This is a genomic window from Pseudomonas fluvialis (genome assembly GCF_014207935.1).
In the GTDB taxonomy this organism is placed as follows: Bacteria; Pseudomonadota; Gammaproteobacteria; order Pseudomonadales; family Pseudomonadaceae; genus Aquipseudomonas; species Aquipseudomonas fluvialis_A.
Window position 1 is genome coordinate 24986 of record NZ_JACHLL010000001.1, and the last position, 25082, is coordinate 50067.

A 25082-nucleotide genomic window follows, 5' to 3' on the forward strand; every position below is an offset into this window, starting at 1 on the left:
CGCCGGCACCCGGAGAATCGCCATGTCCCAGATCGTGCTCAGCAGTGACAAACCCCTGATTGCCCCGCGTCAGCCCCGCCGCCTGCAAGCCGAGCGCCTGACCGGCGCCATGGCCCTGCGCGAAGCCCAGGCGTTGCGCTACCGCGTGTTCAGCCACGAGTTCGCCGCCCGCCTAAAGGGCGCCGAACTGGGCCTGGACATGGACGAGTTCGACCTGCACTGCCAGCACATCGGCGTGCGCGACCTCAGCAGCGGCGAGCTGGTCGCCACCACCCGCCTGCTCGACCACCAGGCCGCCGCGCGCCTGGGCCGCTTCTACAGCGAGGAGGAGTTCCACCTCGACGGTCTGAGCCAGCTGCAGGGGCCGATCCTCGAACTGGGCCGCACCTGCGTCGATAGCGCCTACCGCAACGGCGCCACCATCGCCGTACTGTGGAGCGAGCTGGCCGAGATTCTCAACGAAGGTCATTACCGTTATCTGATGGGCTGCGCCAGCGTGTCCATGCAGGACGGCGGCCTGCAGGCGCAGATCATCATGCAGCGCCTGCGCGAGCAGCACCTGTGCACCGAGCACCTGCGGGCCGAGCCGAAGAAGCCACTGCCGGGTCTGGACGTGCTGCCGGACAACCTCAGCGCGGAAATGCCGCCGCTGCTCAAGGCCTACCTGCGCCTGGGTGCCAAGGTCTGCGGCGAGCCCTGCTGGGACGAGGAGTTCCAGGTCGCCGACCTGTTCATCCTGCTCAAGCGCGACGAGCTTTGTCCGCGCTATGCCCGCCATTTCAAAGCCGCCGTTTGATCGGGAAAGGCTACGCCCCACTTGCCTGCGTCGCCGGCACTGTGTAGACAGTGCCGGTCTCTTCCTGATGACCCGCGTCCGATGAAAAAACTGCGCCTGTATTTCCGTCTGCTGCGCCTGTTCGGCGTGGTCCTGCTCGGCACTCTGCTGGCCAGCTGGATCGAGCTGAACGAGCGCCTGCGCCATCGTGATCTGCTGCCACAGCGCCAGCGCCTGACCCGCTGGTTCCTCGCCCGACTGGCCAACGCCCTGCCGTTTCGCGTGCGGGTTGAAGGCGAGCTGCCGCAACAGCCGATGCTGTGGGTGGCCAACCATATTTCCTGGAGCGACATCCCGCTGCTCGGCGCCCTGACGCCGCTGTCGTTCCTGTCCAAGGCCGAAGTGCGTGACTGGCCGGTGGCCGGCTGGCTGGCCAACAAGGCCGGGACCCTGTTCATCCGCCGCGGCTCGGGCGACAGCAGCCAGGTCAACCAGCAACTGGCGGCCCACCTGCAGCAGGAACGTCACCTGCTGATCTTTCCGGAAGGCACCACCACCGATGGCACGGCCCTGCGCACCTTTCATGGCCGCCTGCTGAGCAGCGCCATCGACAGCGGCGTGCCCCTGCAACCGGTGGCCATCCGCTACCTGCGCGACGGCCAGCCATGCCCGATCGCGCCCTGGGTGGGCGACGACGGCATGCTGGATCATCTGTTGCGGATGCTCTCCAGCGACATCGCCGAAGTGGAGATTCGCCTGCTCAGCCCACTGTCGAGCCAGGACAGCTCGCGCAACCAGCTGGCACGCCAGGCTCAGGAGGCGATTGCCCGGGCGCTATATGACGATTTGCAGGACCTGCGCCAGTCAGCCTGAGAACCTGTTCAAAGTCTGCTGCGCGTCGGCCAGGCTGTGTTGAAATCGGACTCAGAATGCTCATTTACCACTCGTAAACTGCGCTTCTTCGCCCAATTTCGCCTTGCCTGGCTCTAGCTCGCGAGACTTTAAACAGGTTCTGAGACAGCGCTGGAGTTAGCCGCGATCAGCGGCGGGCGTCGAGCTGCTGCTGCAGGTTGACCACCTGGGCCTGCAGGGTGCTGATGTTGCGGGCCATCTGGGCACGGAAGGCATCGAACTCAGCGGTACTGCTGCTGGCACTGCGGGTTTCCAGTTCGCTGCGCAGCACCAGCAGGTCCTGCTCCAGACGGCTGATGGCCTGGCTAGGGTTGCCCTGCTTCTTCAGGGTTTCCACGGCAGCGCTGAGCTGCTTGAGCTGCTCACCCTGCTGAGTCATCCCGGCCAGGGCCTGCTGCAGTTTGCTCTGCTCGGCACCCAGAGTCTTCACCTGGGACGCCAACTGATCCGCACTGCCCTGCTGGCTTTTCAGCTCAGTGCTCAACTGTTCCAGACGCTTGCCCTGGCTGGTCTGCTGCACGGCAACGTTCTGCTGCTGACGACTCACCTCGGCCAGCTTGTTCTCCAGCTGCTTGACCCGCAGCTTGAGGGCCTCGGCCTCGGTGGTGGAGCTGGACTCGGCGGCGACTACCTTGCCGGAAATATCCTGCAGGCGCCCGGCGGCATCCTCGCTGATCTTGGCGAAGCTTTCCTGGGTTGCCACCAGTTGCTGCTCCATCAGCACGATCTGCTGGAAGCTCCACCAGGCCAGGCCGGCCATGGCCATCAGCAGCGCCGCGATCAGCGCCCACAACGGTCCGGTGGAACTGCGGGGCGGGGTGGCCACGGCGCGCAACGGCTGGCCACGGTCGACGCGCTGCTGCACGAAATCGTCGCGGTCCAGGTCATCGGTTTTCAAGCTGGGCACGGTGTCCAGCTCGTCGAGGGTGTCGTTGCGCATGCGAGGCCTTTAAAACAGCAAGAAGTGAGAATGCGCCGCAGTATACCGCCGCCAGCTGTCAGCCTGCAGCGCGGCATCAGCCTGGTGCAGAGCGCACCGACGAAGTGCAGCCCTCGCGCCAGCCAATCGCCCACACCGCGCGAAATGTGCCCTGCCGCACACTGGTACAGCCTTTGCTTCGCTTTTGCCGCACTGTCGCGAGACAGAGGAAGGCCGGCAGGATGCCGGTCTGCGTGCCGCGCTGGCCAAGGTTGGCCAGTAGCTCAGGAAGACGCGGCCAAGCCGTCGGATCAAAGGGGATAAGACGCATGGAAATCAACAAAGCCCTGGTGGACTGCATGCAGACCCTGCGCCGTCGCCTGCGGAGCGAGATGGGCGTGGATATCCGCCTCAGCCAGCCCGATGCCATCGCCGCGATGCTCGCCGCCTGCCTGCGCACGCACGATGACACCACCCGCCAGCTGGGTCAGCGACTGGCCGAATTGGGCGGACTGCAACCTGGCAAAGCACAGCCTGCCAAGGTCATCCACCAAGAGCCCGTAGCAGAGAACACGCCGCTGGCCAGTGTCACTATCCCACCGGCGGTTCAGGCACAAGGCGGCTCGGTACGGATATACCGCGGCCAGCGCGTCTACGCCTGAAAGCCCGTGCAGAGCAGCGATACCGCATAACGTCGCGCTAAGCGCCTTCGCGGATTCGCCACCAGTCGCAGAATTCGTCCACGGCATCCCATACCTCGGCTTTCGGCTGATAGCCGAGGTATTGCCGGGCCCGGCTGATATCCAGGGAAAAGTCGCGCGCCATCACATTCACGCCCATGCGAAACAGGCTCGGCTCCGGCTGCCCTGGCAGCAGGCGACAGGTCCACTCGCTGAGCGTGGCCAGGCCATAGGCCAGCGGATAGGGAACATGGCGGGTCACCGGCGGCAGATCGAAGCGCGCCAGCACATGGTTGACCACCTGCCACAGTGGCATCGGCGCACCATTGCTGATGTTGTAGGCCTTGCCCAGGGCCTCGCCACAGGCCAGCAGTGCACTGAACAGCGCATCGTTGAGATTGTGGATGCTGGTGAAATCGACCCGGTTCTGCCCGTCACCGATGATCGACAGCCGTCCTTTGCGCTGCATTCGGATCAGCCGCGGGAAGATGCTGGTGTCGCCGGCCCCCGTGACGAAACGCGGGCGCAGCGCCAGCACCTCCAGCCCATGCTGCTGAGCGGCAAATACATGCTGTTCGGCCAGGTACTTGGTCGCCCCATAGTGATCGGAGAAACGCTGTGGCAGCTGCTCTTCGCGGATGCCCACATGGGACTGGCCATCAAAATAGATCGACGGCGAGGACAGATGCACCAGCCGCCGCACGCCCTCGGTCTGGCAGGCTGCCAGCACATTGTCGGTCAGCTGCACATTGCCTTGGTAAAAGCGCTCGTACGGCCCCCACACGCCCACCGCACCGGCGCAATGCACCACCGCTTCCACCCCGGCGCAGGCCCGGCGGGCCAGCTCGGGATCGGCCAGATCACCCTGGATGAACTCCGCCCCCCGCGCGATCAGCCCGGCCGCCGCGTCGGCCTGACGACCATTGATGCGCACGCTCAGGCCCTGCTCCAGCGCGAACCGGGCAAAACGCCCACCAATAAAACCACTCGCCCCCGTGACCAGTATCCGCATGCTGCCTCCGCACTAAGTTGCCCAGCACTGTATAGCAGGCACACCTGTCCCAGCAGGCCAAGCCAGTGACTCCGCAGCCACCTAGATGTGTTTTAAATCAAACACTCGTGCAATATTTGCTTCAACTACAATCACAAAAAACCTTCAAGGGGTCCGAGATGCCACTGCGCCTAAAGCTGGCCATCAGCTACTTACTGATTGGCCTAATCCCGGTTCTGGCCATGGCTGTGACGGTCTATCTTCACGCAGGAGAAGCTCTGCGAGAACAGAGCCTCAGTGCTCTGGAAGCCGTGGCGCATATCAAGCAGCGTCAGTTGCTGGACGACTTGCAACAGCGAAAACATCAGCTCAGCGCCCTGAGTAACAACCTGGCGACCAACTATCAGGGGCTCGATGAAATTGCCTTGATCAGTGCCGCCAACTACGACCGGGATATGTTCAAGAACTTCATCACGACCTTTGGCTATCGTGACCTGCACTTGAGTCTCCCCAGCGGCAAAGTCATCTTCAGCGTGAACAAGCTCGACAGTCAGCAAGCGGACCTCAAGGCCAGCGCCAGCCAGTCCTCTCCGCTGGCCCGTAATGTCCAGCAAACACAACGCACGGGCAAAACAGCCATCAGTGACCTGACCAAGAATCCACTGCATGGCAATGAACCAAGCATGCTGCTCAGCACGCCCGTTGCAGGTGAAGATCCCCAAGTACCTCTCCTGTTTCTGACCCTGGAGTTACCCGTCACCAAGCTCAACAGCCTTATGCAAACCCGCCAAGGCCTGGGAGATGCTGGCGAGACCTATCTGGTAGGTGAAGACGGCAAACTCCGCTCGGACTCGATCCGTTTTGCCGATCTGACAGCCCTGCAGCACGACGCTGCCAAAAGTCTCGCCGTGCAGCAGGCCCTCAAAGGGGCCAGCGGTCGCCTTGAGGAACCTGGCCTTGATCAAGCCCCCTCACTCAAAGTTTTCATTCCCATCGAGTTTGCCAATCACCATTGGGCACTGATCGCCGAGATGGATGAGTCCCAGGCCTTTGCGCCAGTACGCGCACTGATGTGGCAGATTCTTATCCTGGCGCTACTCACGGTAGCCAGCGTTGCCGGCGTGACCCTATGGGTGAGCCGCAGTCTGATGCGTCCGCTAGGCGGGGAGCCGAGCCAGATGGTGCGTCTGGCTCGACGACTGGCCGCCGGAGAGCTCAGTCTTGCCAACGAGGACAGAACGGGCCAGGCGGGGCTGATGCTGGCCCTGAGCGAAATGGCTGCAGCCTGGCACTCCATTGTTCAACGCCTGGGCACATCCAACCAGGCCATCAATCAGTCAAGCGGTGCCATCCTGAGCGCAGCCAGTACCACCCGGGACAATCTGGACCGGCAGCAACAGGCACTCGAACAGATTGTGCATGCGATTGAAGAAATGAGTGCAACGGTGCTGGGAATTGCGACCGACGCCAATGCCAGCGCCCAGAACAGCACCTCAGCCAAAACCACGTTCAGCGCCATGCAGCGCACCCTGGAACAGATGATCAGCCAACAAGCGAGGCTGCTCGGAGGCATTCAGCAAACAGGCGAAGTAGTCGACACCCTGGCTCACGACGCCCTGCAGATCGGCACTGTACTCAACGTAATCAAAAGCATTGCTGAACAGACCAACCTGCTGGCACTCAACGCCGCGATTGAGGCGGCCAGAGCGGGTGAGCAAGGCCGGGGCTTTGCCGTGGTTGCAGATGAGGTCCGTCAATTGGCAACCCGGACCAGTACAGCCACTGAGGAAATCGTCGGCATCATTCAGGCGCTGCAGCAGTCATCTGGTAAAGCCCAGCTAACCATGCAAGGCGCCGCTGATCAGGCGCGCGGACTAGAGCAGGAAACCAAAGCGGTGCTCGACACGCTAGGCGAACTCAACCAGTCACTGGAGAGCGTGCATGATCTGGCCTTCCGAATTGCCCAAACAGCAGAAGAACAAGCCAGTAACACACAGACCATCGACCAGCATATGCACCAACTGCATGATATGACCTGCGACAATCGGCAGACTGCCGAAAACACCCGTGCGTATGGCGAGCGCCTGCAGAACGTGGCGGTTGATCAGCAAGCACTGGTAAGCCACTTCAGGCTTTAGCCCAGCCCCAACCCACAGGTCGGCGACAACGTCGTAGATCTCGTTTACACGGATGCATCCATTGAACAAGGAGAACTCGTTATGGCCAAGCAACACTGGCTGATCTACGGCGCTAATGGCTATACCGCCCACCTGCTGGCCGAGGAGGCCGTGCGTCAGGGCCTTACCCCGATTCTCGCCGGGCGTGACCCGGCCGGTGTGCAGGCGCTGGCCACCCGGCTCGGTCTCAGCGCACGGATTTTCGACCTGAATACTCCGACGCAGGTTGCCGAACAGCTGGCCGACATCGCCGTCGTCGCTCATTGCGCCGGGCCGTTCTCGGCCACCAGCGCGCCGATGATCGAGGCCTGCCTGGCCAGCAAGACCCACTATGTCGACATCACCGGCGAGATCGGCGTGTTCCAGGCCGCACAGGCCCGCGATGCGCAGGCGCGGGACGCCGGCATCGTGCTGCTGCCAGGCTCGGGGTTCGACGTCATCCCCACCGACTGCGTCGCTGCCTGCCTGAAAGACGCACTGCCCGACGCCACACACCTGTGCCTGGGCTTCGATACCGGCAGCGGTCTGTCGCCCGGCACCGCCAAGACCAGCGTCGAAGGGCTCAAGCTGGGCGGACAGATTCGCCAGGACGGACAGATCATCAGCGTGCCGATGGCCCATCACGGTCGCGATATCGATTTCGGCCGCGGCCTCAAGCATGCCGCCACCATCCCCTGGGGCGACGTTGCCACGGCGCTCTACTCCACCGGCATCGCCAACATCAGCGTCTACCTGCCTCTGCCGGCGCCCATGGCCTGGCTGCTGCGTCTGCTTGACCCGCTGCGCCCGCTGTTGGGCAAGCCGGGCGTGCAGCGCTGGCTCAAGGGGCAGGTCGCCAAGCGCATCAAGGGGCCGTCGGCCAGCGCCCGCCAGCACCTGCCCACCTGGGTCTGGGGCGAGGCCCGCAACGCGGCGGGCGTGATCCGCACAGCCCGGCTGACCACTGGCAATGGCTACGACGTGACCGTGTACGGCGTGCTGATGAGCGTGCGGCATCTGCTCGACTACCAAGGCCCGGGCGGCTACTTCACCCCCTCGAAACTGCTGGGATCGCGTTGCATCGAGCAACTGCCGGGCTGCGCCAGCATCGTCATCAGCTGATCGGCTGAAGGGTCTGCAGGGCGGCCTGACCGAGATGCCGGGTCAGGCTGGCCAGCAACTCACCGCCCTGGCGCCAGTGGTGCCAGTACAGCGGCACATCGAGAAACTGCCCCGGCAGCAGATCGACCAGTTCGCCTCGGGTCAGCTGCGCCTCGACCTGCAGCGCCGGCACCAGCCCCCAGCCAAGGCCGGCACTGGCCAGACGGACAAAGCCCTCCGACGACGGACACAGGTGGTAGCTGAAACCGCCGTGCATCCCCAGCGCAGCCAGATAACGGTGCTGCAACTGGTCATCCGGACCGAAAACGATAGCCGGCACCTCGGCCAGCCGCTCAGCCTGCACACCCTCTGGAAAATGCCGAGCAACAAACGCGGGACTGGCCAGCGCCAGGTAGCGCATGGCCCCCAGGGCCACACTGCGCGCGCCGGCCACCGGACGCTCGGCCGCGCAGACGCAGGCGGCCACTTCACCGGCGCGCATGCGCTTGAGCCCCACCTCCTGATCCTCCACCACCAGTTCCAGCAAGACCTGCTGCTCGGCACAGAAGGCCGCCACCGCCGGCGCCCACCAAGTCGCCAGGCTGTCGGCATTCAGGGCGATACGCAGCCGCTCCGGCTGGCTGCCACCGGCCAGCGCCGGCACGCTCTGCCCCAGATCGCGTTCCAGCCAGCGCACCTGCTGCACGTGGTTGAGCAGACGCTGCCCGAGTTCAGTGGCGGCTGGCGGTGTGCTGCGCTGCAGCACCGGCTGACCGACCCTGGCCTCCAGCAGTTTGATGCGCTGGGAGACGGCCGACTGGGACAATCCCAGCACCTGTGCAGCCCGCTCAAAGCCACCCTGCTCCACCACCGCGGCCAACGCGGAAAGCAACTTGTAGTCAAACAAATCAGTTTTCCTTATGAAGCATCAGCATGATTTGTTTTCCTTATACACCCGCTCACCTCAGACTCTCCAGCCATTGCCCCACCCACTCTGGAGACATGCCCATGTGGCAAAGCTATAGCAACGGCCTGCTGGTGGCCTTCGGCCTGATCATGGCCATCGGCGCGCAGAACGCCTTCGTCCTGGCGCAGAGCCTGCGCCGCGAACATCATCTGCCGGCCGCCGCCCTCTGCGTGCTGTGCGATGCCGTCCTGATCGCCGCCGGCGTGTTCGGCCTGGCCGCCCTGTTGGCACAGAGCCCGCTGCTGCTCGGCATCGCCCGCTGGGGCGGGGTGGCCTTCCTGCTCTGGTATGCCTTTCAGGCCCTGCGCCGTGCCTGCAGCAACGATGCCCTGCAGGGCAATGCCGATGCCGGGCCGCGCTCGCGCCGCGCCGTGCTGCTGAGCACCCTGGCGGTGACCCTGCTAAACCCGCATGTGTACCTGGACACGGTGCTACTGATCGGCTCGCTAGGCAGCCAGCAGGCGGTACCCGGCGCCTACGCCGCTGGCGCGGCCAGTGCCTCGCTGCTGTGGTTTCTCAGCCTGGCCCTCGGCGCGGCCTGGCTCGCCCCCTGGCTGGCGCGCCCCAGCACCTGGCGGGTGCTGGATATCCTGGTCGCCCTGATGATGCTCAGCGTTGCCGCTCAACTCATCCTCGGCCAGTAAGGTCGAGTCCCAGAAAGCGGCCTGCCACGGGCTTTCCCACACAGTTGCTGCGTGGATATGCCGCACCCGGCGGTGCTATGATCCCGCTCCGCGGCGCGCCGAGCCCAGCTCCACAGCGCCGACCGGCCCGTGAACCGGTCGCTGCCTGCCGCGCCAGCCAAGCCCTGAGGAATAACGGAGAAACACCATGGCCTTCGAATTGCCGCCGCTGCCCTACGAAAAGAACGCCCTCGAGCCGCACATTTCCGCCGAGACCCTGGAATTCCACCACGGCAAGCACCACAACACCTACGTGGTGAACCTGAACAACCTGGTGCCGGGCACCGAGTTCGAAGGCAAGAGCCTGGAAGACATCGTCAAGACCTCCACCGGCGGCGTGTTCAACAACGCCGCGCAGATCTGGAACCACACCTTCTACTGGAACTGCCTGTCGCCGAACGGCGGTGGCCAGCCGACTGGCGCCCTGGCTGACGCGATCAACGCGGCCTTCGGCTCCTTCGACAAGTTCAAGGAAGAGTTCAGCAAAGTCACCATCGGCACCTTTGGTTCCGGCTGGGGCTGGCTGGTGAAGAAGGCCGACGGCTCCCTGGCCCTGGCCAGCACCATCGGCGCCGGCTGCCCGCTGACCAGCGGTGACACCCCGCTGCTGACCTGCGACGTGTGGGAACACGCCTACTACATCGACTACCGCAACCTGCGTCCGAAGTATGTAGAAGCGTTCTGGAACCTGGTGAACTGGGACTTCGTGGCGAAGAACTTCGCTGCCTGAAGCTGACCCGGCGTCATCCCCAAGAGCCCGGCATTTGCCGGGCTCTTGCATTTCAGCCAGACCGCAAACAGCGGCCGCGCAGAAAACTTGCCAGCAATTAAGCCCTGCGCTTTGACGAGTTGCCGTTGATTACCAATACTGCTTGGGTGCAACAACTTCCTGCCGGAACAAGGAACCGCCTTTTGAAGCTGGAACTGAAAAACAGTCTGTCGCTCAAGCTGCTACGCGTCGTACTGCTCTCCGCCCTCGTGGTCGGGATCATCCTCAGCTTCTCGCAGATTGTCTTCGACGCCTATCGCGCCCGCCAGGCCGTGGCCAACGACGCCCAGCGCATTCTCGGCATGTTCCGCGATCCCTCGACCCAGGCGGTGTACAGCCTGGACCGCGAGATGGGCATGCAGGTGATCGAAGGCCTGTTCCAGCACGAGTCGGTGCAGCACGCCGCCATCGGCCACCCCAACGAACCCATGCTGGCGGAAAAATCCCGCCCACTGATGGACAAGCCAACCCGCTGGATCACCGACCCTATCCTCGGCAAGGAACAGAGCTTCTCCACCCAACTGGTGGGCAAGGGGCCCTACAGCGAATACTACGGCGACCTGACCATTGCCCTGGACACCGCACCCTACGGTGAAGACTTCGTCGCCAACTCCATCGTGATCTTCATCTCTGGCGTGCTACGCGCCTTGGCCATGGGCCTGGTGCTGTACATGGTCTACCACTGGCTGCTGACGCGGCCGCTGAGCAAGATCATCGACCACCTGTCCAACATCAACCCGGACCGTCCCAGCGAACACAAGCTGCCGATGCTCAAGGGCAACGAGAAGAACGAACTGGGGCTGTGGATCAACACCGCCAACCAGTTGCTCGCCTCCATCGAACGCAACACCCACCTGCGCCGCGAGGCGGAAACCAGCCTGCTGCGCATGTCGCAGTACGACTTTCTCACCGGCCTGCCCAACCGCCAGCTGCTGCAGCAGCAACTCGACCAGATTCTCGAAGACGCCGGACGCCTGCAACGCCGGGTTGCCGTGCTGTGCGTAGGTCTGGACGACTTCAAGGGCGTCAACGAACAGTTCAGCTACCAGACCGGTGACCAGTTGCTGGTATCCCTCGCCGATCGCCTGCGCAGCCATGGCGGCCGTCTCGGCGCCCTGGCCCGCCTGGGCGGCGACCAGTTCGCCCTGGTGCAGACCGACATCGAGCAACCCTACGAAGCTGCCGAACTCGCGCAGACCATCCTCGACGACCTGGAAGCCCCCTTCCAGCTGGAAAGCCAGGAAGTGCGCCTGCGCGCCACCATCGGCATCACCCTGTTCCCCGAGGATGGCGACCGCACCGAGAACCTGCTGCAGAAAGCCGAGCAGACCATGACCCTGGCCAAGAGCCGCTCGCGCAACCGCTACCAGTTCTTCGTCGCCAGCGTCGACAGCGAGATGCGCCGCCGTCGCGAGCTGGACAAGGATCTGCGCGAAGCCCTGGCCCGCAACGAATTCCATCTGGTCTACCAGCCGCAGATCGACTACCGCAGCCAGCAGATTGTCGGCGTTGAAGCGCTGATCCGCTGGCAGCACCCGACCCACGGTTTCATCTCGCCCGACCTGTTCATCCCACTGGCCGAGCAGAACGGCAGCATCATCACCATCGGTGAATGGGTGCTCGACCAGGCCTGTCGCCAGCTGCGCGAATGGCACGATCAGGGCTTTGCTGAACTGCGCATGGCGGTCAACCTGTCCACCGTGCAACTGCACCACGCGGAGCTGCCGCGGGTGGTCAACAACCTGTTGCAGGTCTATCGGCTGCCGCCGCGCAGCCTGGAACTGGAAGTCACCGAAACCGGCCTGATGGAAGACATCTCCACCGCAGCCCAGCACCTGCTCAGCCTGCGCCGTTCCGGCGCGCTGATCGCGATCGACGACTTCGGTACCGGCTACTCCTCGCTGACTTACCTGAAGAGTCTGCCGCTGGACAAGATCAAGATCGACAAGAGCTTCGTCCAGGACCTGTTCGAGGACGAGGACGATGCCACCATCGTACGCGCCATCATCCAGCTCGGCCGCAGCCTGGGCATGCAGGTAATCGCCGAGGGCGTGGAAACCGCCGAGCAGGAGGCCTACATCATTGCCCAGGGCTGTGACGAAGGTCAGGGCTACCTGTACAGCAAGCCCCTGCCGCCGCGCGACCTGCTGCAATACCTCAAGCAATCCCGGCGGCTCAGCGAAGTCTCGCTTGGCGAACGCCAGTAGACCGGCGCTGAGTGCAGCAAAACCCAGCACGCGGAGTCTGCTGGGCTTCGTTACAGCGCGGCTCGCCCCAAGCCACTTAGTGCCAACAGCCTGCTAGAGCGCGTTCTGCAGCAACCAGGCGGTCGCCAGCGCCCCCAGCAGACAAGCCACCGCACCAGCCGCGGCCTGCCACTGGAAGCTGCGCGCCACGTCATCCTCACCGGAACTGGACAAGAGAAATGGCTGCGCCTCGCCAGGCCGGCGCATGATGTTCTGTGCCGGCTGCAGGCTCACCTGGCGATGGCGCTGCTCGGCCTCCAGGCCGGCGGCCAGCTGCACGCGCTGCCACTCAGGCTCATCCAGGCGGCCGTCGGCATTGCTGTCGAAGCGCGTCAGCAGCCCCTGAAAATCCTGCTTCCACTCGCGCACCACCTCACCCCGGGCACGCTCCAGATCGAGTCCCGTGCGGCCACCACCCTGAGTGTGAAAGTCACCGATGGCATACAGCGGCTCGCCCGCATGCAGGCGCTCTTCCTTGTAGCGATAGCCACTCTGGTTGAACAGCAGACTGAACAGGCCGCCCCGCTCGAGGCGTAGCGGATGACGCTGACTGCCATGCCAGCTCTGCCGAGTGGCCGCGCGGACTTCGGCACCGCGTGGATCGATCAGGCATTCGCCGGTGGCATCTGCCAGTCTAAGCCAGGCCTCACTGGTGCCACTCTCGACCACCCGCCAGCGCAGCTTGTTGTTGCTGTCGCGGCTGCACTCCTCGATGCGATAGCGCCACCACACGCAGGGAGTATCGGTCAGGGGCGCGCGCAGTGGCGGCTCGACCTGTTCCTTGAGCACGCCATAAAGTTCGACAAAGCCCTGGGCCGCCGAGCGAATCTTCGAGGTCGGCGTATCCAGCAGAATGCGCGCCTGCCGCCAGCGCTGCACGCACCACCAGCCACCGCCGACACAGGCGCCCACGCTGAAGGCCAGACTCAGGGCCAGGCCCGCGACATCCGTGGCCATGGGCGCCTCAGCTGAACAGCTGTTTCAGGTCGACATCGGCCTTCTCGGCATCGCTGAACTGCAACAGCTCGGCGGCCTTGAAGGCAAAGAAGCGGGCGATCAGCACATCGGGAAACTGCTCGATGCGCACGTTGTTCAGATTGACCGCCTCGTTGTACAGCTCGCGGCGATCGGCAATGCCATTTTCCAGGCCACTGATGCGCTGCTGCAGGTGCTGAAAGCTCTCGTTGGCCTTGAGCTGCGGGTAATTCTCGGCCAGGGCGAACAGTTGGCCGAGACCGGCACGCAGACCGGTTTCCGCCTGTCCCAGGGCCTGCATATCGCCCTTCTGGCTGGCACTGGCCACGGCATTGCGCGCGGCGATCACCTGTTCCAGGGTAGTGCGCTCGTGCTGCATGTACTGCTTGCAGGTTTCCACCAGCTTGGGCAGTTCCTCATGGCGCTGTTTGAGCAGCACGTCGATATTCGACCAGGCCTTGCTCACCCCGTGCTTGAGGCGGACCAGCGCGTTGTACAGGGTGACCGCGTAGGCGGCGACGAGGAACAGGACAACCAGAACGGCAACAGTGGTCAGGCTCATGCAGGCTTCTCCCTGAGGGCTGCGAAAGATTCCGGCCGATTCTACCGGCAAATGCCACCCCACACTGCCAGCCCGAGCACAGCGGGAGAAAATCCACGGTCAGGCTTTACAGTTAATGCAAATATTTCGCATTATACTCACGTTTCTTATATCCCTCGCCGCGCCAGACCAGAAGGAATCACCATGCTTCGTAAGCCTTGGGCCGCAGCCAGCCTGCTCGCCGTTGCCATCACCCTCGCCGGTTGCGGCGAAGAAAAGACCCCGGCCAACACCGCAGCCACTACGCCGGCGGCCAGCAGCGCGGTGGATGCCAGCGCCGGCCAGGCCGTGGTCAAGCACTATGGCGATCTGGCCCTGGCCGTCTTCAGCGATGCCCTGAGCACCGCCCAGAACCTGCAGAAGGCGGTCGACGCCCTGCTCGCCCAGCCTAACGATGCCACCCTCAAGGCGGCCCGCGAAGCCTGGCTGGCCGCGCGCAAGCCGTACATGCAGAGCGAAGTGTTCCGCTTCGGCAACCCGGTGGTCGACGACTGGGAAGGCCAGCTCAACGCCTGGCCGCTGGACGAAGGCCTGATCGACTACGTGGCCAAGGACTACCAGCATGCCCTGGGCAACCCGGGCGCGCAGGCCAACATCATCGCCAACCGCGAGCTGCAGGTCGGCGAAGACAAGATCGACGTGAGCACCATCAACGGTGAACTGCTGGCCAGCCTGAATGAGCTGGGCGGCTCCGAAGCCAACGTCGCCACCGGCTACCACGCCATCGAGTTCCTTCTCTGGGGCCAGGACCTCAACGGCACCAACCCCGGTGCCGGCAATCGCCCGGCCACAGACTTTGCCCAGGGCGAAGCCTGCACCGCCGGCAACTGCGAGCGCCGCGCCGAGTTCCTCAAGGCTGCCACCGGCCTGCTGGTCAGCGACCTGGAATACATGGTCGGCCAGTGGCAGACCGGCAAGGCCGACAACTACCGCGCCAAGCTGGAAGCCGAGCCGGCCGACAGCGGCCTGCGCAAGATGCTGTTCGGCATGGGCAGCCTGTCCCTGGGCGAGCTGGCCGGCGAGCGCATGAAAGTCGCGCTGGAAGCCAACTCCACCGAAGACGAGCACGACTGCTTCAGCGACAACACCCACAACTCGCACTTCTTCAACGCCAAGGGCATCCGCAACGTCTACTTGGGCGAATACCAGAAGGTCGACGGCAGCACCCTGACTGGCCCGAGCCTGTCCAGCCTGGTGGCCAAGGCCGACACCCAGACCGACAGCACCCTCAAGGCAGACCTGGAGGCGACCGAAGGCAAGCTGCAGGTCCTGGTGGACAGCGCCAACAATGGCCAGCACTTCGATCAACTGATCGCCGCCGAAAACAGCGCCGGCCAGCAGATCGTCCGCGACGCCATTGCCGCACTGGTCAAGCAGACCGCCGCGATCGAGCAGGCCTCGGCCAAGCTGGGCATCAACGAACTGAAGCCGGACACCGCCGACCACCAGTTCTGATCCCCCGCAGTTACGCGAACGGGATGCCCTGCGGCATCCCGTTTGTTTTTCCGCCAGGGTGCGACGCCATGCCGCCACCGTGAATGGCAATTGTTCTTATTTCAAAAAGCGCTAGCTGTTACCCTGGCGCCCTCGTTTTCTCCAGGTGTTTGCCATGCCTGTTTCGCCTCGTCTCTTGCCGCTGCTACTGGCCGCCCTGTTGGCCGGCTGCGATGCCCAGCAGGCCGATTTCAGCCGTGCCGAGCCGGGTGAAGCCCTCTCTGGCGGCACCGCCAGCGTGGCCCAGGTCGACCACAACGCCTTCTCCATGCCTTCGGCCAACCTGACGCCGGTGCGCCGCCTGGACTTCAGCGTCGGCAACAGTTTCTTCCGCGCGCCCTGGGTCATCGCGCCCTCGACCACCACCGCTCGTGATGGTCTCGGCCCGCTGTTCAACACCAACGCCTGCCAGAACTGCCATATCAAGGATGGTCGCGGTCACCCACCGGCAGCCGACGCGGCCAGCGCCGTATCCATGCTGCTACGCCTGTCAATTCCCGCCACGCCGGGCCAGGAAGCACAGCTGCAGCGCCACGGCGTGATCGCCGAACCTACCTACGGCGGCCAGCTGCAGGACATGGCCATCCCCGGCCACGCCCCCGAAGGCAGGATCCGCTTGGAGTGGCACACACAGCGCATCACCCTGGCCGACGGCAGCGAAGTCGAGTTGCGTCAGCCAAAACTGCAGCTCAGCGACCTCGGCTATGGTCCGCTGCACCCGCAGACGCAATTCTCCCTGCGCATCGCACCGCCCATGATCGGCCTCGGCCTGCTCGAAGCCATTGCCGATGCCGACCTGCTGGCACTCGCCGACCCCGACGACAGCAATGGCGACGGTATCAGCGGCCGCGCCAATCAGGTGTGGGATGACGCCCGCGGGCAGAGCATGATCGGCCGCTTCGGCTGGAAGGCCGGGCAACCCACCCTGAACCAGCAGAACGCCCACGCCTTTGCCGGAGACATGGGCCTGACCACCTCGCTGCTGCCCGCCGATGACTGCACGGCGGCACAAGCCGCCTGCCAGCAGATGCCCAATGGCGGCAGCCCCGAGGTCAGCGACAACATCCTCGCCAGCGTGCTGTTCTACAGCCGCAACCTGGCCGTTCCGCAACGCCGCCAGGTCGACGCGCCGCAGGTGCTCAAGGGCAAGGCACTGTTCCATCAGGCCGGCTGCGCCAGTTGCCACACCCCGAAGTTCATCACCCGCGCCGACGCAGCGGAGCCAGAACTGGCTGGCCAGACCATTCGCCCCTATAGCGATCTGCTGCTGCACGACATGGGTCCCGGCCTTGCCGACCAGCGCCCCGAGTTTCTCGCCAGCGGTCAGGAGTGGCGCACCCCGCCGCTATGGGGCATCGGCCTGACGCAGCAGGTCAGTGGTCATACCCAATTCCTTCACGATGGCCGGGCGCGTAATCTGCTCGAAGCCATTTTCTGGCATGGCGGCGAAGCCCAGGCTGCCCGCGATGCCGTCAGTCATTTCAGCCGCGATGAGCGCGAGGCCCTGCTGGCCTTCCTCAATTCCCTGTAACGGAGCTCCCATGCGCAAGACTCTGCTCGCCCTTTCCTGCCTGACCCTGGTCGCCTGCAACCCGGCGCCAGACCAGGCCAGCATCAGCCGGCAACTGGCCACGCAGCAGGTGCTGCCGGCTTACCAGGCCTGGCTGCAGGCCAATCAACAACTGAGCCAGAGCGCCACTGCGTTCTGCCAGGGCAGCGCCGACCTGGCCCAGGCCCGCCAGCAACTGCTGACCGTACAGCAGCACTGGGCGGCCCTGCAGCCGGTCGCCGTGGGCCCGTTGAGCGAAGGCAATCTGGCCTGGCAGGTGCAGTTCTGGCCGGACAAGAAGAACCTGGTGCAGCGCCAGGTCGAGGCGCTGCTCACCAGCAAGCCGCAGCTGAATCAGGCCGATCTGGACTCGGCCAGCGTGGTGGTTCAGGGCCTGAGCGCCTATGAATACGTGCTGTTCGATCAGGCCATTGACCTTACCCAGGCCGAGCAGAAAGCCCGCTACTGCCCCCTGCTGACCAGCATCGCCGCCCATCAGCAGCAACTGGCCGGCCACGTGCTGGAACAGTGGCAGGCCAAAGACGGCATGCTCGCCGAGCTCAGCCAGTTCCCCAATGCCCGCTTTGCCGATGGCCAGGAAGCCGTGGCCGAACTGCTGCGTACCCAGGTCAATGCCCTGGAACTGCTGAAGAAGAAGCTCGGCACTCCGCTTGGCCGGCAGAGCAAGGGTCAGCCGCAGCCGTACCAGGCCGAAGCCTGGCGCAGTCAGGCCTCGCTGGCGCTGATCGGCGCCAGCCTCGGCAGCGCCCAGACACTCTGGGAGGGCAGTGAAGATGGCAGCCTGCGTCAGTTGCTGCCCAGCGCCCAGCAGGCCCTGGCCGAGCAGATCGACCAGGCCTGGCTGGACACCCAAGCCCAGTTCAAGGCCCTCGACCAGCCGCTGGATGCACTGCTCAAGGACGCTGCCGGACGTGAACGCCTGAATGTCTTCTATGACAGCCTGAGCCGTCTACACCAGCTGCATGCCAGCCAACTGGCCAAGGCGCTGAATATCCAGCTCGGCTTCAACGCCCACGACGGAGACTGACATGCAGCGCCGCACCTTCCTCGGCCTCGGCGCCGGCCTGCTCGGTGGTGCTCTGCTGGCCGGCTGGCAGCTGGGGCGCCGTGACGGTCAGCCGCTGCTGCTGTCGGCGCGCAACGACAGCCAGGGCCGGCACTATGCGGTGGGCTATGACCTGGATGGCAACCAGCGCTTTGCCACCGAAGTGGCGCAGCGCTGCCATGACGCGGTGCCCCACCCCTACCTCTCACTGGCCCTGTTCGTCGCGCGTCGCCCCGGTACCCAGAGCTACCTGATCGACACCCGCGACGGCCGCCTGCTGCAGACCCTGGATTCCCCGGCCAACCGGCACTTCTATGGCCACGCCGTGTTCCATCACTCGGGCGACTGGCTGTACAGCACCGAAAATGACACCCGCGATCCGGGTCGCGGCGTGCTCGGGGTCTACCACGTCAGTCAGGGGCGCCTTGCGCGCAGCCATGAGCTCTCAACCCACGGTATCGGCCCGCACCAGTTGCTGTGGATGCCCGATGGCGAAACCCTGGTGGTAGCCAACGGCGGCATCCGCACCGAGGCAGACAGCCGCGAGGCAATGAACCTCGATGCCATGGATTCCAGCCTGGTCCTGCTCGACCGCCAGGGCCGGCTGCTCAGCCGTGATCGCCTGGCCCAGCCACTCAACAGCATCCGCCACCTGGCCGTGGTCAGCGACGGTACCGTGGTCAGTTCACAGCAATACGAAGGCGAGCCCGGCGAACGCAGCGATCTGCTCGCCATCAAGCGGCCCGGCCAGGCCCTGCAGCCCTTCCCCATGGCCCAGCAGCAGTGGCAGGCGATGAGCCAGTACACCGCCAGCGTGGCAGTGCACAGCGAACTGCGCCTGCTGGCCGCCAGTGCCCCGCGCGGCAACCGCCTGCTGATCTGGAATCTGGACAGTGCCGAGTTGCGCCTGGACCTGCCACTGCCGGACTGCGCTGGCGTCGCCGCCGTGCCGCAGGGCTTCGTCGCCACTTCCGGGCAGGCACGCTGCCGGCTGATCGACTGTCGCCAGCCAGCCCTAACCAGCACCCCGCTGCACCTGCCAGCGGCCTTGTGGGACAACCATCTGCGCCTGGCCTGAGGCAATACCCTCACTCAAGTTGCAGGTCTGGTAGCCGACCTATACTGCTACCACCCTGCACGCTGAGTGAGACCGTCCTGATGAACACATCCCTGCGTACCCAGAGCCTGGCTCTGCTCGGCGGCAGCCTGCTGCTGATGCTGCTGATTGCTCTGGGTTGCTTCCAGTTCCTGTCCGGCAACATCCAGGCCTACCAGCACCTGATTCTGCACGAGGTCAAAACCGCCAGCCTGGTGGACAAGGCCAATGTCGAATTCAAGGTGCAGGTCCAGGAATGGAAGAACGTGCTGCTACGTGGCAGCGACCCGGCGTCGCTTGAAAAACACTGGAGCGGCTTCACCAGCCAGGAAGCCAAGGTCCAGGAAACCCTCGGCGAACTGCTGGCCCTGCCTGCCTTGGACGGCAAGCTCAGGCAGCAGGTCGACAGCCTGAAGACGGCACACAGCAGCATGGGCCAGGCCTACCGCAAGGGACGTGAAGCCTTCCTCGCCGCCAATGGCGAGAGCAAGGCCGGCGATGCCGCGGTCAAGGGTATCGACCGCGCCACAAGCGAGCAGATGAGTGTCCTGGTCGAGCAACTGCACCTGCAGACCAGCGCCGAGGCCAAGCAGCTGGCGGACCGTGCCAGCAGCACCATCGGCATCGGCATCGGTATTCTGATAGTCACCGCACTGATCATCGCCGGGCTCAGCCTATGGCTGGTCAACCGCACCCTGCTGCTGCCGATCGGCAAGCTGACCGGCCACCTCGAACAACTCAGCCGCGGCCAGATCGGCCGGCGCCTGGACAATGAGCGCCGCGATGAAATCGGTCGTCTGACCGACGCTGCCAACGTACTGCGCGACTTCCTCGCCGACGCCAGCCAGCAACTGCACCACAGCACCCGCGAGCTGGACAGCGCCAGCGGCAACCTGAACGCCATTGCCACCCTGATGACCCAGGGCGTCAGCGAACAGTTCGACCGTACCGACCAGGTCGCCACGGCCATGCAGGAGATGTCCGCCACCGCCCAGGAAGTAGCGCGCCACGCGGCTGATGCGGCCCACGCCGCCGATGCCGCCGACACCTCGGCCCGCCAGGGCGGCCGGGTGATGCAGGCCACCATCGAAACCATCACCGCCATTCGCGGCGAGATCAGCAACACCACGACGGTGATCCGCCGCCTGGAAGAAGACAGCGGACGCATCGGCAAGGTGCTGGAAGTCATCCGCGGCATCGCCGAACAGACCAACCTGCTGGCCCTCAACGCCGCCATCGAGGCCGCCCGCGCCGGTGATGCCGGGCGTGGCTTCGCCGTGGTGGCCGACGAGGTGCGCACCCTGGCCCAGCGCACCGCCGAGTCCACCGCCGAGATCCACCAGATCATCGACACGGTGCAAAACGGTGCGCTCAACGCCGTGCGCGCCATCGAGGGCGGCCAGCAGCGCAGCGAGGATGGCGTGACCCAGGTTACCGAAGCCGGCGCCATGCTGCAGCACATCACCAGCGCGGTGGAGTCGATCCGCGACATGAACCGGCAGATCGCCACCGCCGCCGAGGAGCAGACCTCGGTGGCCGAGGATATTTCGCAGAACCTCACCGAGATCACCGCCATCGCCCACAGCAACCAGGACAACGTGCAACGCACCCATGCCGCCAGCCAGGTGCTGGGTGATCTGTCGCAGCAACTGGGGCTGGTCAGCGCGCGCCTGCAGATATAGTCAACATGCCCCCAGAGGCGCACTCCCGCGCCTCCGGACACCTCTTGCAAAGCCTGTTTTTTGACTTGGCGGACAACTGCGCATAACGTTCACGGCCTGCTCCATACAGTCCCTCTTTCCTGGCCAAGGATTCGCATCATGTTGCGCCGTCGCATGCTCATCATGCTGGGGATCACCCTTGTGGTGGTTCTCGCTCTCGCTGCTTACAAAGGCTTCTCCATCTACCAGCAGGTGCAGATGTTTTCCGCGCCGCAACCGGCCATCAATGTGTCGGCGGCGCCCGCCGAGCAGCGCCCGTGGCAGGCCCGCATGCCGGCCATCGGCACGCTCAAGGCGTTCCAGGGCGTCGACCTCAGCACCGAGGTCGACGGCACCGTGCGCGAACTGCTGTTCCAGTCCGGCGAGCGGGTCAGTCAAGGCCAGCCGCTGCTGCAACTGGACAGTGCGGTGGAGCGCGCCATTCTGCAGACCGCCATCGCCGTGCGCGGCCTGGCGCGGGTCGAGTTCGAACGCGGCAAGAACCTGGCCGCCAAACAGGCCATTTCCAAGAGCGAGTTCGACCGACTCAACGCCGAGCTGCTCAAGGCCGAGGCCAGCGTCGCCCAGCTTCAGGCCAGTCTGGACAAGAAGCGCCTGCATGCGCCGTTCAGCGGCACCATCGGCATCCGCCAGGTGGATGTCGGTGACTTCGTCAGTACCAGCACCGTGATCGCCACCCTGCAGGACCTGTCGCAGCTGTTCATCGATTTCTACCTGCCCGAGCAGGCCGCGCCCAAGCTGGCCGTCGGCCAACAGGTCGAGGTCAGCGTGGCCGCCTACCCGGACGAGCAGTTCAAGGCCGAGATCGTCGCCCTCAACCCCAGGGTCGAGGACAGCACGCGCAACCTGCAGATCCGCGCCCAGTTGCCCAACCCGCAGGGCAAGCTGCTGCCGGGCATGTTCGCCAACCTCTCCGTGCTGCTGCCCGGCCAGGCCGAAGCCCTGACCGTGGCGGAAACCGCGATCACCTTCACCCTGTATGGCAATTCCGTCTACGTGGTGGTGCCCAAGCAGGGTGACGACGGCAAGCCGCAGCTGGATGACAAGGGCCAGCCCTACCTGGTGGTCGAGCGCCGCTTCGTCAAGACCGGCGAACGGCGTGCCGGCCTGGTGGTCGTCGAGAGCGGCCTCAAGGCCGGCGAGCAGGTGGTCACCTCCGGCCAGCTCAAGCTGGATAACGGCGCCCATGTGGCGATAGTCGCCGACACGGCCCTCACCCTGAATCAGGACGCCAGCGCCGCCCAATAAGCGGCGCCAAGGACCCCCAGCATGGCTTTTACCGATCCCTTTATCCGCCGCCCGGTGCTGGCCAGCGTGGTCAGCCTGCTGATCATCCTGCTCGGCATGCAGGCGTTCAGCAAACTGACCATCCGCCAGTACCCGCAGATGGAAAACGCTCTGATCACGGTGACCACCGCCTACCCCGGGGCCAACGCCGAGACCATTCAGGGCTACATCACCCAGCCGCTGCAGCAGAGCCTGGCCAGCGCCGAAGGCATCGACTACATGACCTCGGTCAGCCAGCAGAACGCCTCGGTCATCTCCATCTACGCGCGCATCGGCACCGACACCAACCGCCTGTTCACCGAACTGCTGGCCAAGGCCAATGAGGTGAAAAACCAGCTGCCGCAGGACGCCGAAGATCCGGTACTGTCCAAGGAAGCGGCCGACTCCACGGCGCTGATGTACGTCAGCTTCTACAGCGACGAGCTGTCCAACCCGCAGATCACCGATTACCTCTCCCGGGTCATCCAGCCCAAGCTGGCCACCCTGCCGGGGCTTGCCGAGGCGCAGATCCTCGGCAATCAGGTATTCGCCATGCGCCTGTGGCTCGACCCGGTGAAGATGGCCGCCTATGGCATTTCCGCCGCCGAGCTGAACAGCGCCGTGCAGCGCTACAACTTCCTCGCCGCCGCCGGCGAAGTGAAGGGCCAGTACGTGGTCACCAGCATCAACGCCAGCACCGACCTGAAATCGCCGGAGGCCTTCGGCGCCATTCCGGTGAAGACCGAGGGTGACCGCCGCGTACTGGTGCGTGACATCGCCCGCGTCGAAATGGGCGCGGCAAACTACGATTCGATCAGCTCCTTCAGCGGCATTCCCTCGGTGTACATCGCCATCAAGGGCACGCCCAGTGCCAACCCGCTGGACGTGATCAAGCATGTGCGCGCCGCGCTGCCGGAGATCGAGGCACAACTGCCGCCGAACCTGAAAGTCTCCATCGCCTACGACGCCACCCGTTTCATCCAGGCCTCCATAGACGAAGTGGTGAAGACCCTGGCAGAGGCGGTGCTGATCGTCATAGTGGTCGTCTTCCTGTTCCTCGGCGCGTTCCGCTCGGTGCTGATCCCGGTGATCACCATCCCGCTGTCGATGATCGGCGTGCTGTTCTTCATGCAGCTGATGGGTTATTCGATCAACCTGCTGACCCTGCTGGCCATGGTGCTGGCCATCGGCCTGGTGGTGGACGATGCCATCGTCGTGGTGGAAAACATCCACCGTCATATCGAGGAGGGCAAGACGCCGTTCCAGGCCGCCATCGAAGGCGCACGGGAAATTGCCATTCCGGTGGTTTCGATGACCATCACCCTGGCAGCGGTCTACGCCCCCATCGGCTTCCTTGAGGGCCTCACCGGCGCACTGTTCAAGGAGTTTGCCCTGACCCTGGCCGGCGCGGTGATCATCTCCGGCATCGTCGCCCTGACCCTGTCGCCGATGATGTGCGCCAAGCTACTGCGCCATGAGGAAAACCCCAGTGGCCTGGCCCATCGCCTCGACCAGATTTTCGACCGGCTCAAGCGGCGCTACCAGGCGGCCCTGCACGGCACCCTCAACACCCGTCCGGTGGTGGTGGTGTTCGCCCTGATCGTGATGGCGCTGATCCCGGCGCTGCTCAAGTTCAGCAAGAGCGAACTGGCGCCGGAGGAAGACCAGGGCATCGTCTTCCTCATTTCCAATGCGCCGCAGACCAGCAACCTGGACTACCTGAACGCCTACACCAAGGCCTTCGAGGAAATTTTCCGCAGCTTCCCCGAGTACTACTCGTCGTTCCAGATCAACGGCTTCGATGGCGTGCAATCGGGCATCGGCGGCTTCCTGCTCAAGCCCTGGGACGAGCGCGAGCGCACCCAGATGGAGCTGCTGCAGGAGGTGCAGGGCAAGCTCAACCAGATCACCGGTCTGCAGATCTTCGGCTTCAACCTGCCGGCCCTGCCGGGCACCGGTGAAGGGCTGCCGTTCCAGTTCGTGATCAACACGCCGAACGACTACGAGTCGCTGCTGCAGGTAGCCGAACGGGTCAAGCAGGAGGCCATGGCCTCCGGCAAGTTCGCCTTCCTCAACGTCGACCTGGCATTCGACAAGCCAGAAGTGGTGGTCGAGATCGACCGCGAGAAGGCGGCGCAGATGGGCGTGTCGATGCAGGACCTGGGCAGCACCCTGGCCATCCTGCTCGGCGAGGGCGAGATCAACCGTTTCACCATCGACGGCCGTAGCTACAAGGTGATTGCTCAGGTCGAGCGCGCCTACCGCGACAATCCGCGCTGGCTGAACAAGTACCACGTGAAGAACGAGAGCGGGCAGATGGTGCCGCTGGCCACCCTGATCAGCATCAGCGACCGCGCGCGGCCGACCCGTCTGAAACAGTTCCAGCAGCTCAACTCGGCGATCATCGAAGGCGTGCCGATCGTCAGCATGGGCGATGCCGTGGATACCATGCAGACCATCGCCAAGGCCCAGGCCCCGCGCGGTTATGCCTTCGACTACGCGGGTGCCTCGCGGCAGTTCGTCCAGGAGGGCAATGCCCTGCTGCTGACCTTCGGCCTCGCGCTGGCCATCATCTTCCTGGTGCTGGCGGCGCAGTTCGAGAGCTTCCGCGATCCGCTGGTGATTCTGGTCACCGTGCCGCTGTCGATCTGCGGGGCATTGCTGCCGATCTTCCTCGGCGTATCGACCATGAACATCTACACCCAGGTCGGCCTGGTGACGCTGATAGGCCTGATCAGCAAGCACGGCATCCTAATCGTCGAGTTCGCCAACCAGCTGCAGCGCGAGAAGGGGCTGTCTGTGCGCGAGGCGGTGGAAGAAGCGGCTTCGATCCGCCTGCGCCCGGTGCTGATGACCACGGCGGCGATGGTCTTCGGCATGGTGCCACTGATCCTCGCCAGTGGCGCCGGCGCCGAGAGCCGTTTCGACATCGGCATCGTGATCGCCGCCGGCATGACCGTGGGCACCCTGTTCACCCTGTTCGTCCTGCCCTGCGTGTACAGCCTGCTGGCCAAGCCGCACCGGGCTGAGCCTGCCCTGGAGCCCGGCACTTCACACTGAGTGTGACCGGACGAAAAAGCCCCGCAGTGCGGGGCTTTTTCTTGTCAGGCCGAAC

General features: G+C 64.5%; 20 protein-coding genes. 15 read left to right on the forward strand and 5 right to left on the reverse strand.

What is annotated here, in order from left to right; genetic code table 11:
* The first annotated feature begins 22 nt into the window (after nucleotides 1-22).
* Together olsB and HNP49_RS00130 are read left to right on the forward strand one after the other, a co-directional pair.
* Nucleotides 23-796: an L-ornithine N(alpha)-acyltransferase gene (gene olsB / locus HNP49_RS00125; protein ID WP_184679585.1), complete on the forward strand. Its 774-nt coding sequence runs from the start codon at nucleotides 23-25 to the stop codon at nucleotides 794-796.
* Between the two features lie 81 nt (nucleotides 797-877).
* Nucleotides 878-1648: a 1-acyl-sn-glycerol-3-phosphate acyltransferase gene (locus tag HNP49_RS00130; protein ID WP_184679586.1), complete on the forward strand. Its 771-nt coding sequence runs from the start codon at nucleotides 878-880 to the stop codon at nucleotides 1646-1648.
* Between the two features lie 166 nt (nucleotides 1649-1814).
* Here HNP49_RS00130 and HNP49_RS00135 read toward each other — a convergent pair whose 3' ends face one another.
* The gene (locus tag HNP49_RS00135) at nucleotides 1815-2627 is read right to left on the reverse strand and encodes an ATPase (RefSeq protein WP_184679587.1); all 813 of its coding nucleotides are present in this window, start codon (nucleotides 2625-2627) and stop codon (nucleotides 1815-1817) included.
* Between the two features lie 308 nt (nucleotides 2628-2935).
* Here HNP49_RS00135 and HNP49_RS00140 point away from each other — a divergent pair, with 308 nt between their 5' ends.
* Nucleotides 2936-3268, forward strand: coding sequence for a hypothetical protein (locus HNP49_RS00140; protein ID WP_184679588.1), 333 nt, complete (start codon nucleotides 2936-2938; stop codon nucleotides 3266-3268).
* Between the two features lie 37 nt (nucleotides 3269-3305).
* Here HNP49_RS00140 and HNP49_RS00145 read toward each other — a convergent pair whose 3' ends face one another.
* Nucleotides 3306-4298, reverse strand: a complete 993-nt coding sequence (locus tag HNP49_RS00145) for an NAD(P)-dependent oxidoreductase (protein ID WP_184679589.1) — start codon at nucleotides 4296-4298, stop codon at nucleotides 3306-3308.
* 158 nt (nucleotides 4299-4456) lie between these two features.
* Here HNP49_RS00145 and HNP49_RS00150 point away from each other — a divergent pair, with 158 nt between their 5' ends.
* Nucleotides 4457-6415 (forward strand): methyl-accepting chemotaxis protein, encoded by a 1959-nt coding sequence (locus HNP49_RS00150; RefSeq protein WP_184679590.1) that lies wholly within the window; start codon nucleotides 4457-4459, stop codon nucleotides 6413-6415.
* Between the two features lie 81 nt (nucleotides 6416-6496).
* A complete protein-coding gene (locus tag HNP49_RS00155; RefSeq protein ID WP_184679591.1) occupies nucleotides 6497-7555 on the forward strand; it encodes a trans-acting enoyl reductase family protein in 1059 nt (352 codons plus the stop codon).
* Here HNP49_RS00155 and HNP49_RS00160 read toward each other — a convergent pair.
* The gene (locus tag HNP49_RS00160) at nucleotides 7548-8441 is read right to left on the reverse strand and encodes a LysR family transcriptional regulator ArgP (protein ID WP_184679592.1); all 894 of its coding nucleotides are present in this window, start codon (nucleotides 8439-8441) and stop codon (nucleotides 7548-7550) included. The genes HNP49_RS00155 and HNP49_RS00160 overlap by 8 nt on opposite strands.
* Before the next feature lie 101 nt (nucleotides 8442-8542).
* On the opposite strand from HNP49_RS00160, the gene HNP49_RS00165 reads away from it, so the two are divergent.
* The 3 genes from HNP49_RS00165 to HNP49_RS00175 all read left to right on the forward strand — a co-directional run bounded on the left by HNP49_RS00165 (nucleotide 8543) and on the right by HNP49_RS00175 (nucleotide 12160).
* Nucleotides 8543-9145: a LysE/ArgO family amino acid transporter gene (locus tag HNP49_RS00165; RefSeq protein WP_184679593.1), complete on the forward strand. Its 603-nt coding sequence runs from the start codon at nucleotides 8543-8545 to the stop codon at nucleotides 9143-9145.
* 187 nt (nucleotides 9146-9332) lie between these two features.
* Nucleotides 9333-9914, forward strand: a complete 582-nt coding sequence (gene sodB, locus HNP49_RS00170) for a superoxide dismutase [Fe] (RefSeq protein WP_184679594.1) — start codon at nucleotides 9333-9335, stop codon at nucleotides 9912-9914.
* A gap of 182 nt (nucleotides 9915-10096) precedes the next feature.
* A complete protein-coding gene (locus HNP49_RS00175) occupies nucleotides 10097-12160 on the forward strand; it encodes a bifunctional diguanylate cyclase/phosphodiesterase (protein WP_184679595.1) in 2064 nt (687 codons plus the stop codon).
* Between the two features lie 93 nt (nucleotides 12161-12253).
* Here the strand turns inward: HNP49_RS00175 and HNP49_RS00180 are convergent, their stop codons facing one another.
* Complete coding sequence (locus tag HNP49_RS00180; protein ID WP_184679596.1) at nucleotides 12254-13156, reverse strand: GIDE domain-containing protein; 903 nt, start codon at nucleotides 13154-13156, stop codon at nucleotides 12254-12256.
* 7 nt (nucleotides 13157-13163) lie between these two features.
* Nucleotides 13164-13736, reverse strand: coding sequence for a LemA family protein (locus HNP49_RS00185; RefSeq protein WP_184679597.1), 573 nt, complete (start codon nucleotides 13734-13736; stop codon nucleotides 13164-13166).
* A 183-nt stretch (nucleotides 13737-13919) separates the two neighbouring features.
* Between HNP49_RS00185 and HNP49_RS00190 the strand changes: the two genes are divergently transcribed.
* The 7 genes from HNP49_RS00190 (at nucleotide 13920) to HNP49_RS00220 (ending at nucleotide 25027) form a co-directional block, all read left to right on the forward strand.
* Complete coding sequence (locus HNP49_RS00190; RefSeq protein WP_184679598.1) at nucleotides 13920-15230, forward strand: imelysin family protein; 1311 nt, start codon at nucleotides 13920-13922, stop codon at nucleotides 15228-15230.
* Nucleotides 15231-15384: 154 nt separating this feature from the next.
* Complete coding sequence (locus HNP49_RS00195; RefSeq protein ID WP_184679599.1) at nucleotides 15385-16800, forward strand: di-heme oxidoredictase family protein; 1416 nt, start codon at nucleotides 15385-15387, stop codon at nucleotides 16798-16800.
* 10 nt (nucleotides 16801-16810) lie between these two features.
* Entirely contained in the window at nucleotides 16811-17866 is a 1056-nt protein-coding gene (locus tag HNP49_RS00200) for an imelysin family protein (protein WP_184679600.1), read from the forward strand.
* Between the two features lies 1 nt (nucleotide 17867).
* A complete protein-coding gene (locus HNP49_RS00205; RefSeq protein WP_184679601.1) occupies nucleotides 17868-18962 on the forward strand; it encodes a DUF1513 domain-containing protein in 1095 nt (364 codons plus the stop codon).
* A gap of 80 nt (nucleotides 18963-19042) precedes the next feature.
* Nucleotides 19043-20662, forward strand: coding sequence for a methyl-accepting chemotaxis protein (locus tag HNP49_RS00210; RefSeq protein ID WP_184679602.1), 1620 nt, complete (start codon nucleotides 19043-19045; stop codon nucleotides 20660-20662).
* A 138-nt stretch (nucleotides 20663-20800) separates the two neighbouring features.
* Nucleotides 20801-21949 (forward strand): efflux RND transporter periplasmic adaptor subunit, encoded by a 1149-nt coding sequence (locus HNP49_RS00215; protein WP_184679603.1) that lies wholly within the window; start codon nucleotides 20801-20803, stop codon nucleotides 21947-21949.
* A 21-nt stretch (nucleotides 21950-21970) separates the two neighbouring features.
* Entirely contained in the window at nucleotides 21971-25027 is a 3057-nt protein-coding gene (locus HNP49_RS00220; protein ID WP_184679604.1) for a multidrug efflux RND transporter permease subunit, read from the forward strand.
* The last annotated feature ends 55 nt before the right edge of the window (nucleotides 25028-25082 follow it).